Raw genomic sequence first — 14,127 nt, 5'->3', positions numbered from 1 at the left:
GTGCGCGCTTTGCCCACCGGTGGGTAGAGCGGATCGGCCCGGGTCAGGCCCGCGCCGGCGCTTCAACAGGCTGCGGCGACGTCGAGCAGCACCCTGGTGCAATGCCCCGAAAATTCGGGCCATGCCGCCGGGTGCGGCTGTAGCAGTGCTGCGAGCTTCGGACGCAATTCGCACGAAGGCGCGGCCGGGGATCTGCGGACGCGTCGATGCGGTAGCCAGCCGGCCATCCCGTTCACCAGCGGCAACCTGACGGTCGTCCTCTGCACACCAGCCGAACGAAATTCGAGCGGCTGACTGCGGCCGGGGTGGGCAGCGACAGCCGATAGCACCGGATGACCGATGCAGGACCTTGGCCGATACCGCTCAGTAAATAGCAGAATTGCTATGGCTGCCGAGACAGTGCGGTATCGGTGATGAACTGCAGAAATGCCCGACCACGTGGGCTTGATCGAGACTCAAGCATTCCACTTCCAGACATCGTCACGTGGGCGAAAGAACCTTGGGACACTAGCCCTTCCGTTTGAAGGTCTCGGATAACTTGGTCGTACACCTCTCGTCGCCCTGCCATGGCTGGGAAGCAGTGTTCAATGACTGTCGAGACCCCTCCCATGCTCCAGCCAGGGTTGCCGATACCATGGACGTCCATCCATTTACCCGGATCGTCCAGGAACTTCAGCAGACGGAGATGCACGGGTGCTAGCTGATCTATGAGTCGCAGGAAGATGAACTTCTCATCCTCCTCGATCGTGCTGAGCACAGCGTTCAATACGGCATTACGCAAAGCCTCCAGCTTTTCTGACTGGTGATTTCGAAGGGCAATCTGGCTTGCCTGCATTACTACGGTCACAAAAACATCATCTTGTACTAGACGTTCCGGCGTCAGCTCGTCAACACGCGCCCCAAGCTCAACCACCACCTCGGAGAGTTGTTGCAGCCATCGCTCCTTGCGCTTCTCGATTGGTGCAGAAAACAGCGCTTCAAACGCTACCTGAAGGGGACCGCCGGCCATTGGCACCATAGAAATTGCGGCCCGCGCGGTATCACGGGCGTAGTCGCCCTTACTTCTTTTTGTCGGAAGAGGCTCCACTATCGCTCCTCGTATTATGTCGCAGCGGCTTGCTGCAGTCTAAGTATAACTGTGGCGTATGCACACCGAAAATTTCACCGCACTTGAGCCAGAGAAACGGCGGGCACGAACTCGAGCGCCGTTATTACTGCACTGCCAGTCAATGCCGCCTCAAGCTCAATCGCTCGCCTTAGCCGATCGAACTATCGACGCGCTCTGTGCAGCCACGCTGTCGATCAGTTGGCCAGCTTGCAACCTGTCCTCGGCCAGAACCACGCCGAGACCCTGCTGCGTCTAGCAGCGTCTCGGCGTACCTGCCGATGTCCCCGATGGTCCCAGCACGCCAGCCCCTTACAAACGCTCACGCGTAGCCGTCGCAGCTCATTGGCGTCCGCAAACCTGATGGGCCTCCTGAATCTACCGAAGGGAGCACGAAGAGTGTCGAAGAGTGCAGATAAAAAACTGTGCTCCCTTCGCTCCCTTCGCCGATTTGCTGCTCCCTTCGGAGACGTGTTTTACCTTATGCCGCATGCAAAGGCGCCTGCGCGGAGATGAACGCGCGGATGTCCTCGACGCGCCATGCAGTCATGCGCGGCCCGAGTTTTACGGGCGAGGGGAAACGTCCACTTTTGACGCCGGCCCACCAGGTTGCGGGGCTGACCGGAATAATGGGTGGGGATCGGCGGGGTCGCTTTCGGGCGGCCTAAGATTTGCGAGGCACGCAGGAAGCCGGTTTCTGGCAGTTGGTTCATATCAGTACGCCTTCTTCGTTGTTGGATAACGAGGTGCATACTGGCTTCCGGAATCAAATTAAAAAAGGCAAATGCACCGAATTACGGTGCATTTGCACCTCAAGCATTCAGGCGTAGAAGGAGGAGCAGCAGCATGCGCTGACCGAATAGGCGCGGCGCCGCTGCCGCCGGCAAGGCAGCCGCTGGACGAGCGCGGCGGGATTGTCCGCTGGCGCTGCTGCCGACGGGTAGCGCTGGGCAGTAGCGCACGCTTTGGCCCGCGCGATGTGGTACTGGCGGCGGCCGTCATGCCGCAGCGGTCGGCGGCGCCGCGATAGCCGACATCGACGGCGCGGCATTACGCGTCTCGTGACAGGACGCTCAAGTGGGGCGCTCGCTGGCTGGTGGAGAGGAAGTGTGAATCACGTGAGCACCCACTGCCCGCCCGGCCACGCGCCGCCGGTGCTGACAGATCGCGCCTGTCAGCCGAACCACCCACAATCGCCGGCTGACACAAATCTGCGTCGGCCTCGACATCAGCCAAACCACTTGGGCCGCTCTGCAGCCCCGGATTTCTAACGTTGGAAATGGCACGCCCAGTTGTTCCTACTAGGAACATCCGGGTTTGCTCCGCGGCGGCCCTCCCGTTCGCGGGAGGTCCTGGTGACGGGTCGGACAACGGGCGCAAAAGTGTGCCGGTTGCGACCGACTCAAAATTGCGTTGGTTGACGCGCTGAAGTTTCAGCCGGTTGCCGCAGCCATTGGGTGATCGGCTGACGGCACAAAATTGTGCAGCGGTCTAGGCCGTGGTGCCGTGCAGGGCAAACTTAAATGCGTAGCCTGCTACTTTGCGAACTTGGCGTCGAAAGCTTTGTCGCGCTGCTGCGCGACTTCCTTGTCCTGCCGGTCCATGGCGAGATAGCCCACCACCGCGACAAGCAGCACGATGATGACGATCAAGGACGCTCTACGCATACTACCTCCATCAGGCTCACGGCATGGGCCGCATTGCTGTCACAACCACTATTCCGCCACGATACCACCGATCACAGCCTGCGTGATCGCGACGGCCCAACTGTGCCGCCCACGGCTGGACTTTCAGCCGAGAGATCCGTGTATCCCTGAGATTTGGCTGCCGGGTGTCCTCGCGTTGAGGGAGGCCCAGGGGCTCAGCGCAGGTGCGTTACCGGCGTGAGGTGCCACTTCCCGGCCCCGCCGCCCATGCCAGGCATCTCGTCGATCAGCCGCGCGATGATGCGGAGGTCTTCGGCGCGCACGTCGTGGCCAAGATGTCGCAACAGACGCACCCGTCGCACTGGGGCGACAGGTGAGAATGTGTGACTTTTCCTGACAGTCAGAACGCATACAATGTTCTTTTGACTAGAGGGTTTGAGATGCTGCAAGAGGTATCCATCTGGCTGTACAGAATCAACCGCGCGGGCTATTACTCGTATCGTGGAAATGAGGACCGCGCGCCGCTGTTCTGCAACCTTGCGGCAATTTTCCCTGCGCTCGCAGCATGGGCCGACGGGAAAGTCCTCGGTCAGACCGCGACTTCCGGGACGGGCCAAGGAGCAGAACATGCCGAGGCTTATCTACTAGACATTCATGCTGGTGCAAACGGTGACTTTCTTGTTGCACTCTGGAATCGACTGCCAGGCAATAGGCACCATGTCTCGTCCGTGGGGATCGGTGACGTCGTCGGCGCGGCCTCAGCTGAGGTTACCGAGATCGATGGAGACCGGATACCTGGCTTCGCAACGTATTTTTGGGTGATGCCCGCTGAAGCCCGAGTCGCCGCCATCAGTCTCAAGCATATGAGCCATGGTCTCATCAACTTCGGCAATTATGTGACATCGTTTCTCAAGAACGTAAACCCTGACCACGTCGTTTTGGGTGACCCTGGGGACGACGGCGCGATAGTGGTCAAGGGCTACCGTCCTGGCATAGGTGAAGACGCGCATCCGCACGGCGTTAGACCTACATTTAGCGTAAAATCGATCCCCAAAGGCGGAGATTTGGACTACCTGCGCGCGAACGTCGGTCAGATCGCTCGTGTGATTTGCAAGACGGTAATTACTACCCAGGAGCCTGGGGACCGAGAGTGGTGGCAGACGCTGTTGGATGTCTCCCGCATCGGCAAGAAACCACCAGCCGCGATCGAGGAAGCACCAATCAGAATCGAACTGCCTGTGTCGCTCACGCTCGACGAGCTCAACTACAGCATTGCAGCCTGGCAAGACGACATCGATGACTCGAGCGAAAATGACCTCGGATTTAAGCTGTTAGACGGCACAAAGAAATTTCTAAGAAAATCCCATGCCAGAGACAAACAGCGGCTCGATGTGGTATGGATCGATGAAGAATTAGTAAATCTTGAGGCGCTGCTGGGTCAGCTTCAAGTTCACCGAGCGAGGATACTCGCACTGGAGTAGATATGTTTCTGTTTCGCCTGATACTTGCAATTATGGTGGGAGCCGTTGGCTTTAATGTCGGCGCGCTTATACCGCTCAGCGAACAATGGCCTTATTTTGAAGCGCTTCGAACTACAACCTCGATAGTATTCGGTGTAATGGGCGCTCTCTTAGCGATCGTATATCCGGAAGTTTTGAAACAAGGGTTGCGTGGGGGCGCGGCAGACCTCGGCCATACAAACTTGCGTCGGGTGCTCCTGCCGTGCGCAAATTCCGCCATTCTTTTAATCGTCTTGGTCATTTTGGCGCCGGTATTCGCATGGGTTAAGTTGCAAACGGAGTCTATTCAACATATTCAGGCAACGATGTTCGCTCTGTTTTGTGTGCTGTCGTATTGGCAAGTCATAATTTTGCAGATGGTATTATTTCCTATGGATACATTGTTCTCGAATACCACGAACGCAGTTTCCCGTGATCGTTTGCGGCGTGCTATTCATACCAACGGACGGGGATAGCAGAGTGCGACAGCTTCCCTCGAAATCGAGGGAGCAATGAGAAAGTTTCGCGGGCTGAAAAATTCAAAGTATTGGCAAGCAACCGCAGTTGGTCGCCGCCTACCAGGACAACCGCTACAGCACCAGCGCGGCCATCGAGGTGAGCGACGATCTGCCGATCGAGGATATCGCCGACGAGCTGTTCGACCTGACGAACAATCCTGGCCGCCGGGAGGAGCGCGAAGAGAAGTTCGGACGCGGCCGCAGTCTCTCGGTCGGCGACATCGTCAAGGTCGGCCAACACGTCTGGCTGTGCCAGAGCATCGGCTGGGTCCGGAGTCCGTCGATGCCTCAAGCAATTCGACTTATGCAGTGGTTGCACTCATACGACAAGCGATTCAACCAAAGATCTCACGGTATCGTTGACGGAATTTTTTTCAGAATTACCGGCGAAAGTATTCATATATACGGGTTTCCAAGGTATATTTCGATTCCGGCTCCCGCACCATTCGCTATTATTGGTACAGCAGCGTCGGCGTCCACCCGCATGTTTCACGGCATGGCGGTTTTTTATTGCCTTGGACAAGGTAGTGATACCCGTTCCGCGAGCAAACCCGAGCACGGCGTTTCCAAAACAATGCCTGCCCGGCCATTACGAGAGCGCGATGATCGAACTGATGGATTTATCCAGCGCCATTCAGCTGGCATGCGGTATCAACTTCGCAGGGTCGGTCATCATGGACCGGCATTCGCGCTATATCGCGCGATGCATGGAGTATGTCGACTACGTGCGCTCGGTCGTCCTGCCGCGTGCCAACGCCGCGACCAGGGAAACCCTGGAAAATCGCGTCGTCGCCGCGGAAAACGAAATCTTCACGGCACGCTTTGCATTGCTGCCGTACATCCGCCGCCTGCAAGCTTTATGCTTTATCGCCGGTATCGCCTGCACGCTCGCGCTGGTGGCACCGGCATTCTCCAAGCCCTTTCCCATCGAAACCGCAAGCGCGCTGGGCCTGCTGGTGGCAATGTTCTGCCCCATTCCGCTGGCGCTGGTGGAAGTGGAGCGTCGCCTGAAGAAGTTCAAGCCGGCGATCGACAATGCGCAGGACCGCTTGCAAAAGGCGGTCCACGAGGCGTTACGCAGCGACGCCTGACTGGGGCCGCCGCGCCCTCTCGGCTACTTGCGCGCCGATGCCAGCACTTCCGGCGACAGGTACAGCACGTCGCGGATCGCCTGCACAACCACCTCCGGCGTCGCTTGCTGCATCTGGTGGTCCGAATCCACCATCACCGTCTTCGCGTTCGGGTACAGCCGGCGCATGCGTTCGATCGTTTCCTTGTCCGTCGTGGTGACGCCGAAGTCGACAGCGATCGGCGGTACCTTGCCCGGATGCGCCTTCGGCCGGTTCACCAGGCGCACGATCGGCAGGTTGTCGATGTCCGGCAGCGCCAGCACCTCCCTGCCCGTCGCATCGATCTGCTCGATCTCGCGCCACGCCGTGCGCGAAAACAGCAGGCGGCCGGCCAGGCGGGTGGTCCAGGGAAAGTCCGCGACGGGCCGGATCGCGCCCGGATACAGCGCGTCGACCAGCACGACACCCTTGACCTCGTCCGGGTATGCCCTGGCGAACAGCTGCATGTACAGGCCGCCCAGCGAATGGCCGACCAGGACGTATGGCGGCCGCAGCCCCTGGTGGCGCAGCAACTGCCGCAGTTCCTCGACGATGGTGCGGCCGTCGCGCGGCGTCGTCGCGATGTCGCTGTTGCCGTAGCCGGGCCGGTTGTAGGCGAAGACGGTGGCGTCACGACTCGCGGCCGCCAGCACGCCCGCCCATCTGTCGATGGTGCCGCGCGAACCTGCTTCGAATACCACCACGCAGCAGGAAGCCGGATGGCGCACGGTCAGTGCCTCCACCTTGCGAGCGCCGATGGCCTGCACGGTCGGTTGCGTTTGGGCGGCCGCGGTGGCGGCGGCCAGGCAGCAGCAGGACAGGATCAGGGAGCGGAAAGGCTTGAACATGCCGCGTTCTCACGTTGAGTTGAAAACGCCAGCATGGCGAACCGCGCGGCCAATTGCCTGCGTGGTGCGACGGATCGACAGCAGGGCCGACGAATGGCGGCCGCGCGGGTCACATGGCCTTGAACAGGTGGACGAAGGCGCGGCTGACAGGCAGTTCGCCGTCGTGGCCGCGCATGCGCACGAACAGCCGGCTCGCTTCGTCGCGGCGGGTCCCCTCCAGCCAGGCGCGATTGATGATGGTGGAGCGATGCACTTGCCAGAAGCGCTCCGGATCGAGCTGGGCGACCAGCTCCGTGATCGGCGTGCGGATCAGGTGCTCGCCACGGGTGCTGGACACCACCGTGTACTTGTCGTCGGCGTGGAAGAAGCGCACTTGCGCCACGTCCAGGTTGGCCGTGGTGGCGCCCTGCCCCGCGAGGATGTACCGCAGGCACGGCCCGGGAGGCGGCGCCGTCAGCTGGTGCAGCACCCGTGCCAGGCCGGCACCCGGTTCGGCGCCGGGCGGCGCCGCGCGCAGCCGCGCCACCGTTTTCGCCAGCCGGGCCGTTGTCACCGGCTTCAACACGTAGTCGAGCGCCGCGTGCTCGAAGGCTTGCAGCGCGTATTCGTCGAAGGCGGTCACGAACACCACGCGGGTGCGCCCTTCGATGCCTTGCGCCACTTCCAGGCCGGACAGCCCGGGCATCTGGATATCGAGGAAGGCCAGGTCGGGCTCCAGGTCGGCGATGGCGGCGGCGGCTTCGATGCCATTGCGCGCCATGCCGACGATCGCCAGTCCCGGCCACAGCGCCAGCAACTGGTCGCGCAGGTAATGCGCCAGGTGCGGCTCGTCGTCCGCGATCAGGGCGCGCGTCATGCCGCCGGCTCCAGCGGCAGCTCCAGCACCGCCTCGGTCCCGCCCGCTGGCCCGGCGTGCAGCGTAAGACTGGCCGCGGCGCCATAGCGCGTGCGCAGGCGTGCCCGCAGGTTGGCCAGCGCCATCCCGGCGCCTGGACGCACCCGGCGCGACGGCGCCGCCAGCCCCATGCCATCGTCGCGCACCCGCACTTCCAGGCGGCCGCCACGCACGCGGCCCGCGATCAGGATGCTGCCGCCGTCGACCTTCGGTTCCAGGCCATGGTGGATGGCGTTTTCCACCAGCGGCTGCAGCATCAGCGTAGGGATCGGGGCGGCGCGCGCCTCGTCGCTGGCCTCGATACAGAAATGCAGGCGCTCTTCCATGCGGATCTGCAGCAGCGCCAGGTAACTCTGCGCCGTCTGCAATTCCGCGCCCAGGGTGCTCTCGGTCGCGCGCAGCTGCGACAGGCTGGCGCGCAGGTAGTCGGAAAACGATTCCAGCATGCGCTTGGCGCACGCGGGATCGTGATCCATCAGGCTCTGGACGTTGGCCAGTGTGTTGAACAGCAGGTGCGGTTCGATCTGCCCTTGCAGCAGCCGCAGGCGCGCATCGAGCGCCTCGTGCCGCAGTTGCTGGCGCCGCAGCCGGAAACGCCAGAAACTCCAGTTCGCCGCCATGGTCAACAGCAGGAACAGCGCGATCTTGGCGATCGCCACCGGCACCGAGCGGAACAGCGTTCCGATGTCGAAACCGGCCAGGCGCGGCACGACGGTAAAGCCCGTCGCCAGTCCGACGACGATGCCGCCCCCGGCCAGCGCCGCCAGCATCGCCGCGGCACGCACGTCGGCCAGCGCCGACATGCGATCGACCAGCGCGGCCGGCAACAGCCGTTCGGCCAGCCACAGCGTGCCGAACATGCCATACAGGACGCACAGGCAGATGCCGATCAGCGGCAGCAACGACGGCCACCACCAGCCGGGCCGGTCGATGGTGCCGAACACGGCGGCAAAGGACATCAGGCCCAGCGCCAGCGTCAGCGCGAGCAGGGAAACGAGAACCAGGCGGGCCGCCAGACTGACATCGTGCCGCGCGCGCAGCTGCCACAGCGAGCGCCAGGCACGGCGCAACGTAGAAGTCGTGAACATCCGGACAGTGTAATGTACCCCCGCCCGGCCCGGCGAGGCGGGAGCGACGAATCGACAGTTGGCGCGACGAACGGCAAGCGCAGTCCCTGGCGCCGAGCGGGTCGGTGCGATGGCAGGAGTGACAGTCGAGCCGCCGCTCATCGATATCCCGGCAATTTCACCTGGATTTCACCGGCAGGCCGGTATGCTCGGCGCTCCTTCTTGATCGGGTGCGTCATTGAAAAAACTGCTGAGTCTATGGGCGCTGCTCCTGCTGGCGTTGCCACTCCATGCGACACCGGGCCTGTCGCACCGGATCGCTGCCCTGCTGCACGAGCAGCACCTCGATGGCGTCGTGTGGACGACGCTGGACGAAGCCGGTGCCGCCGGCTCCAGCAATGCGCGCACGCGCGCGCCGATGCGGCTCGACCAGCGGGTGCACGTCGGCTCGGTCGCCAAGACACTGGTGGCGGCGGGCATCCTGCGCCTGGTCACCGAGCGGCGGCTGGCGCTCGATACCCCTGTCGCCCACATCCTGCCCGGCATCCGTTTCGACAACCCGTGGGAAGCGAGCGATCCGGTACGCCTGCGCCACCTGCTCGACCACACTGCCGGGCTGGACGATGCGCGCTTCTGGCATGTCTTCAGTGCCAAGGCCCGCGCCGATGGCCCGCTGGCGCTGGCCTTCCCGGCAGGCAGCCAGCTGTTGCGAGTACGCTGCCGGCCCGGCACCCGCACCTCCTACTCCAACCTGGGCTACACCCTGCTGGGCATGGCAATCGAGGCGACCACCGGCCAACGCTACGAGCGCTACCTGGACACCCAACTGCTCGCGCCACTGGGCATGCGCGACAGCACGTTCGAATTCGTCGCCCAGCACGCCGACCCGCGGCTGGCCATGGGCCACTTCGAACACGGTGTGCCCCAGCCAGCGGTACCGTCGTACGTGCGCCCGGCCGGGCAGTTCACGACCACGGCCGCCGACATGGGCCGCTTCGCGCGCTTCCTGATGGGCGACGGCAAAGTCGATGGACGCGACTTCATCGCTCCCGCGCTGCTGCGCCAGATGGGCGAGCCGGCCGGTACCGAAGCGGCGAACGCAGGGCTGGCGGTCGGCTATGCGCTGGGCCTGCGCAAGCTCGACCGTCACGGCAAGGTCGCCAAGTGCCACGGCGGCAACGGCGTCGGCTTCCGGGCGATGCTGTGCCTGTTTCCCGAGGCGCGCAAGGCGTTCTTCTATGCGGTCAATACGGACAGCGAAACGGCCGACTACCAGCGCATCGACGCAATGTTCATCCGGGCGTTGGCCCTGGCTCCGGCGCTGCCGGCGCAGCCGGTAGCGGTCACGATGGACGTCAGCTCCTGGCTCGGCGTCTACGTGCCATCGCCCAATCGCTTCGACACCATGCTGCTGGCGGACACCCTGTTCAGCTTTGTACGGCTGACCAGCGACGGCGGGGGCATCCAGCTACGCCCATTCCAGGGCAAGACGGTCGCGCTCACGCAGGTGGGGAGCGGGCTGCTCCAGGCGCCGGACAAGACGCTGCCCTCGCACGCGCTCGTCGCCTCGGCTGCCGGCACCCGGCTGCTGACGAACGGTACGCAGACGTACGAACAGGTCCCGCTGGCACGCATGGTGGGGCTGTGGACCAGTGCCGGGGCCGGGGTACTGGGGCTGGTGGTGGTCCTGGTACGCGGCAGCGCGCGGCTGGCGGCACGGCGTCTGTCGCGCCGCGACCCCTTGCTGGCGCCATATGCCGGCGCACTGGCCCTGCTGCTGCCGCTGCCGCTGTTCTACCGGCAGCCATTGCTGCAGCTGGGCGACATGACGGTGGCCAGCGTGCTGCTGGCCGCCGTCACCGCGCTGTTGCCGATCGCACTGTGCAGCGGCCTTGCCGTGAGCCTGCGGCGCAAGCAGCTGGGCGCGGACACCATCGCGATGCTCGCGGTACTGCAGGCGGCCCTGCTGCTTGCGGCGTGGGGGCTCTTGCCCCTGCGCCTATGGGTGTAAGCCGGCGGCCGCGCGGCGCCGGTCAGGCCGGCGTGACCGGCGCCGGCTCCACCACCATTCCCCGCAACAGCTCCAGCCCCGCGCGCGGATCGACGCCCACGCTGCCATTGGCCACCGTGATGGTGCGCTCGGCCAGCGCGATCGTATCCGGCCGGTGCGCCACGATCACACGCGTCATGCCCAGCCCGCGCAAGGCCTGGTTGACGCGCGCCTCGGTCTGCAGGTCCAGGTGCGCCGTACCTTCGTCCAGCAACAGCGCCTTGGGTCGCTTGTACAACGCACGGGCCAGCAGCACGCGCTGCTTCTGGCCACCCGACAGGCTGCTGCCCATGTCGCCCACCGGCGTGTCGTACTTCAGGTTCATCGCCAGGATATCGTGATGGATCGCGGCCAGCTGGGCGCACGTGATCACGTGCTGCATCTCGTAATCGGGGTCGAAGAAGCTGATGTTCTCGGCCAGCGAGCCGCTGAACAGCGTGTCCTCCTGGTTCATCACGCCGATCAGGTTGCGGTAGCGGCGCACGCCGAACCGCGCCAGCGGCACGCCGTTGACCAGCATCTCGCCACTGGTCGGTTGCAGCAGGCCGGAGAGGATCTTCAGCAGCGTGGTCTTGCCGGCGCCGGACGGGCCGACGATCGCCACCACCTCGCCGGAGCGGATCGTCAGGTTGACGTTGCGAAAGACGGCCGGCAGGCCGGCGCCGTACGAGAACGACACGTTGCGCAGCTCGATCTGCAGGGGTTCCAGCGCCTTGTCCTCTTCCGTCGCCTCGGATTCGGTCTCGGGTGTCTCGAAGACGATCTCGCCCAGCCGGTCCAGGTGCACCCGCAGCAGCACGAAGTTGATCACCTGGTCCACCAGGCGCAGCACGGCGCCGAGGAAATTCTGCTTGAACGCCTGGAACGCGAAGATCATCCCGACCGTGATGGAGCCGCCGATCGCCATGCGGATGGCGATATAGGTGAAGGCGATGCTCTCCAGGCCCGTCAGCAGGTAATTCGCCGCGTCGAAGCCGGACGACAGATAGCCGAACCGGGTCGACGCCGTGATGTATTCCGACTTGCGGTTCTGCCAGATGCGCTGCCGGTTCTTCTCCTGGCAAAAGGCCTTGATCGTCTCGATGCCGCGGATGTTCTCGATGAAGGAACTGGTTTCCTGCGCCTGCGCCGTCAGCAGGTTGAGGTTCATCGACTTCATCGAGTGGAAATACACCAGCTTGACGATCACATAGATCAGTACCACGACGAAGGCCAGGAACGTCAGCAGCGGGGAATAGACCATCATCAGGCACAGCGTCGTCAGCGCCAGCACGCCGTCGACGACAGCGCCCACCAGGCCGCGGCTGAGCAGGTCGGAAATCGGCTGCAGGGAGCTGAAGCGCGACACCACGTCGCCCAGGTGGCGGCGCTCGAACCAGGCGACCGGCAGGAAGATGGTGTGCCGGAACAGGTTGACCGCGCTTTGCAGCGAGACGGTGTTGCTCAGTGAAAGCACCAGGCGGCTGCGCAGCCAGGACGATGCCACGTTCAACAGCACCACTCCCGAAAACCCCAGTGCCAACACCGTCAGCAGCGCCGTGTCCTGGTTCGGATAGGCGCTGTCGATGGCGATCTGCATGCAGAACGGCAGCGCCAGCGTGGCGATCTGCATGACCAGCGACAGCGACAGGATGCGCGTCAAGGCCGCCGAGGCGCCGGTAATGCGCGTCCACAATTGCTGGATCTTCAGGTGGCGGACAAAATTGCCGCGTGCGAACTGGGCCGCCGGCGCGAGCTCGACAACGACGCCGGTAAAGTGGCGCGACACCTCGTCTTCGGTGAGGCGCACCCGGCCGCGGGCTGGATCGGCCACCGTATACACGGTGCCCTTGACGCCCGGCTGCACCTTTTCCAGCACCACGTAGTGGCTCAGGTCCCAATGCAGGATCGCCGGCAGTTGCAGCTTGTCCAGGGCCGGCAGGTCCGCCCGCAACGGCCGGCAGTGAAACTTGAGCTGGTCGGCGATCCCGATCAGCGCCTTCAGCGACAGGCCGCGGGCCGACAACGGAAAACGCCGGCGCAGCGTGTGCAGGTCGACCTTCAAGCCGAAATGGCTGGCGACCATCGCCATGCAGGCCAGCCCACACTCGCCAGCGACCGATTGGCGTACCACTTCCGCCTGCGTACCGAACATGCTAAACCCTGTCTCGAACTGTTCTGATTGGTTCCAGGAGCCAGTCGAGGAACGAACGCCGCTCCAGGACGATATTGCCTTTCAGCGCCATCCCGGCCTGGAGGGGAAATGTCTTGCCGTATGCGGCCACGTGCTCCTGCTGCAGCTTGACGCGGACCCGGTACACGCCTTCCTGCAGGTTCAGCGGCACGTCGATATCGCTGGGCGCGATGGCGCTTTTCGATACCTGCACGACCGTTCCCGCGTAGGAGCCGAACTTCTGGTACGGGAAGGCGTCGTACAGCAGGCGCACGCTCTGGCCGGGCTCGATGAAGCCGACGGCGCGGGACGGCGCGAACAGCTCCGCCTCGAAGCTCGTGTCGTCGGGAATGATGTTCAGCACCAGGCCCTGCGAGCGCAGCGATTTGCCTGGAATGGCCATCAGCGACGACACCGTGCCGCTGATCGGCGCCGTCACCACGTAATGACCGGCAGCTTTGGCGGCGGAAGAGTTCTGGCGGATCGACTCGGTCTGGATGCGGTTTTCGTTGACCTGCTTGCGCTCTGCGCTGCCCAGCGCCACCAGCTGCGCCTTCAGATTGGCGATGCGCGCCTTCACGGACGACTGCTGCTGCATCAGCTTGGAGAGGTTCTGCTGGTGTTCCAGGAATTCCTGGCGTTTCTCATCCAGCGTGTACTGGCTGAAATAGCCCTGCTTGACGAGCGACTCCCATTTCGACAAGGTCGTCTCGAGCGACTTCGCCAGCTGGCGCTGCATCTCGATCTGCGCCACGATCTGGGACAGCTCGTCGGTGGAATAAGCCAGCTCGCCTTCCAGCCGGTTGCGTTCGACCAGCATGTTCGCGCGTATGACGCCCAGCTGGTCGGCCGTCAACGCGGCCTGGCGTTCCAGCGAGCGCAGGTTCTCCTGGCTGTAGCTTTCGTCATTGCCGAGCGGGGTGTCGACCGAGACCACGAGCAGCTTGTCGCCTGCCTTGACGTGCTGGCCCTCCTTGACCGACACGTCCTGGACGATGCCGGGCTTGGGCGCCAGGATCTTGGCCAGCGGCTTGCTCGTGGTTACGATGCCGCTTGCCGCCTCGGTGCGCGCATATTCGCCGAAGGCGGCGGCGCCGATCGCCAGCGCGGCGGCCGCGCACAGCGCGATGACGACGTAGTTCGCGGTCGGCTCCGCGACCACCGTAATGTTGCCGTAGAGCCGCTTCTGTCTGAACGACACCGCTTCCGGCCGAAAGATCTCCGTACCCGACATGCCG

General features: G+C 63.6%; 14 protein-coding genes. 4 read left to right on the top strand and 10 right to left on the bottom strand.

Annotated features, from left to right (window positions below; translation table 11 throughout):
- Positions 1-382: 382 nt before the first annotated feature.
- The 4 genes from E7V67_002000 to E7V67_001985 all read right to left on the bottom strand — a co-directional run bounded on the left by E7V67_002000 (position 383) and on the right by E7V67_001985 (position 3,095).
- Positions 383-1,087 (bottom strand): hypothetical protein, encoded by a 705-nt coding sequence (locus tag E7V67_002000; GenBank protein WUR13903.1) that lies wholly within the window; start codon positions 1,085-1,087, stop codon positions 383-385.
- A gap of 499 nt (positions 1,088-1,586) precedes the next feature.
- Positions 1,587-1,733, bottom strand: a complete 147-nt coding sequence (locus E7V67_001995; protein WUR16210.1) for an AlpA family phage regulatory protein — start codon at positions 1,731-1,733, stop codon at positions 1,587-1,589.
- Positions 1,734-2,640: 907 nt separating this feature from the next.
- Complete coding sequence (locus E7V67_001990; protein WUR13902.1) at positions 2,641-2,772, bottom strand: hypothetical protein; 132 nt, start codon at positions 2,770-2,772, stop codon at positions 2,641-2,643.
- 194 nt (positions 2,773-2,966) lie between these two features.
- Complete coding sequence (locus E7V67_001985; GenBank protein ID WUR13901.1) at positions 2,967-3,095, bottom strand: hypothetical protein; 129 nt, start codon at positions 3,093-3,095, stop codon at positions 2,967-2,969.
- A 39-nt stretch (positions 3,096-3,134) separates the two neighbouring features.
- Between E7V67_001985 and E7V67_001980 the strand changes: the two genes are divergently transcribed.
- Both E7V67_001980 and E7V67_001975 read left to right on the top strand, forming a co-directional pair.
- Positions 3,135-4,232, top strand: coding sequence for a hypothetical protein (locus E7V67_001980; GenBank protein WUR13900.1), 1,098 nt, complete (start codon positions 3,135-3,137; stop codon positions 4,230-4,232).
- 2 nt (positions 4,233-4,234) lie between these two features.
- Positions 4,235-4,726 (top strand): hypothetical protein, encoded by a 492-nt coding sequence (locus E7V67_001975; protein WUR13899.1) that lies wholly within the window; start codon positions 4,235-4,237, stop codon positions 4,724-4,726.
- On the opposite strand, the gene E7V67_001970 is transcribed toward E7V67_001975, so the two are convergent.
- Positions 4,701-5,006, bottom strand: coding sequence for a hypothetical protein (locus tag E7V67_001970; protein WUR13898.1), 306 nt, complete (start codon positions 5,004-5,006; stop codon positions 4,701-4,703). The genes E7V67_001975 and E7V67_001970 overlap by 26 nt on opposite strands.
- A gap of 364 nt (positions 5,007-5,370) precedes the next feature.
- Here E7V67_001970 and E7V67_001965 point away from each other — a divergent pair, with 364 nt between their 5' ends.
- Complete coding sequence (locus E7V67_001965) at positions 5,371-5,859, top strand: hypothetical protein (GenBank protein WUR13897.1); 489 nt, start codon at positions 5,371-5,373, stop codon at positions 5,857-5,859.
- A 23-nt stretch (positions 5,860-5,882) separates the two neighbouring features.
- Here the strand turns inward: E7V67_001965 and E7V67_001960 are convergent, their stop codons facing one another.
- The 3 genes from E7V67_001960 to E7V67_001950 form a co-directional block, all read right to left on the bottom strand.
- The gene (locus E7V67_001960) at positions 5,883-6,725 is read right to left on the bottom strand and encodes an alpha/beta fold hydrolase (protein WUR13896.1); all 843 of its coding nucleotides are present in this window, start codon (positions 6,723-6,725) and stop codon (positions 5,883-5,885) included.
- Positions 6,726-6,834: 109 nt separating this feature from the next.
- Entirely contained in the window at positions 6,835-7,581 is a 747-nt protein-coding gene (locus E7V67_001955; protein WUR13895.1) for a LytTR family DNA-binding domain-containing protein, read from the bottom strand.
- Complete coding sequence (locus tag E7V67_001950; GenBank protein ID WUR13894.1) at positions 7,578-8,708, bottom strand: histidine kinase; 1,131 nt, start codon at positions 8,706-8,708, stop codon at positions 7,578-7,580. Before E7V67_001950 ends, E7V67_001955 begins: the two co-directional genes overlap by 4 nt.
- 217 nt (positions 8,709-8,925) lie before the next feature.
- Here E7V67_001950 and E7V67_001945 point away from each other — a divergent pair, with 217 nt between their 5' ends.
- Positions 8,926-10,698, top strand: coding sequence for a serine hydrolase domain-containing protein (locus tag E7V67_001945; protein WUR13893.1), 1,773 nt, complete (start codon positions 8,926-8,928; stop codon positions 10,696-10,698).
- Between the two features lie 22 nt (positions 10,699-10,720).
- Here E7V67_001945 and E7V67_001940 read toward each other — a convergent pair whose 3' ends face one another.
- Positions 10,721-12,871 (bottom strand): peptidase domain-containing ABC transporter, encoded by a 2,151-nt coding sequence (locus E7V67_001940; protein WUR13892.1) that lies wholly within the window; start codon positions 12,869-12,871, stop codon positions 10,721-10,723.
- Between the two features lies 1 nt (position 12,872).
- Entirely contained in the window at positions 12,873-14,123 is a 1,251-nt protein-coding gene (locus tag E7V67_001935; GenBank protein WUR13891.1) for an HlyD family efflux transporter periplasmic adaptor subunit, read from the bottom strand.
- Between the last annotated feature and the right edge of the window lie 4 nt (positions 14,124-14,127).

This window comes from [Empedobacter] haloabium, assembly GCA_008011715.2.
GTDB classification, from domain to species: Bacteria; Pseudomonadota; Gammaproteobacteria; order Burkholderiales; family Burkholderiaceae_D; genus Rugamonas; species Rugamonas haloabia.
This window is presented reverse-complemented; position numbering and strand designations above follow the sequence as displayed.

Coding starts and splice junctions, on each gene's coding strand:
- E7V67_001990 (WUR13902.1), bottom strand. CDS start 2,772: ATGCGTAGAGCGTCCTTGATCGTCATCATCGTGCTGCTTGTCGCGGTG.
- E7V67_001960 (WUR13896.1), bottom strand. CDS start 6,725: ATGTTCAAGCCTTTCCGCTCCCTGATCCTGTCCTGCTGCTGCCTGGCC.
- E7V67_001975 (WUR13899.1), top strand. CDS start 4,235: ATGTTTCTGTTTCGCCTGATACTTGCAATTATGGTGGGAGCCGTTGGC.
- E7V67_001950 (WUR13894.1), bottom strand. CDS start 8,708: ATGTTCACGACTTCTACGTTGCGCCGTGCCTGGCGCTCGCTGTGGCAG.
- E7V67_001965 (WUR13897.1), top strand. CDS start 5,371: ATGATCGAACTGATGGATTTATCCAGCGCCATTCAGCTGGCATGCGGT.
- E7V67_001935 (WUR13891.1), bottom strand. CDS start 14,123: ATGTCGGGTACGGAGATCTTTCGGCCGGAAGCGGTGTCGTTCAGACAG.
- E7V67_001940 (WUR13892.1), bottom strand. CDS start 12,871: ATGTTCGGTACGCAGGCGGAAGTGGTACGCCAATCGGTCGCTGGCGAG.
- E7V67_001955 (WUR13895.1), bottom strand. CDS start 7,581: ATGACGCGCGCCCTGATCGCGGACGACGAGCCGCACCTGGCGCATTAC.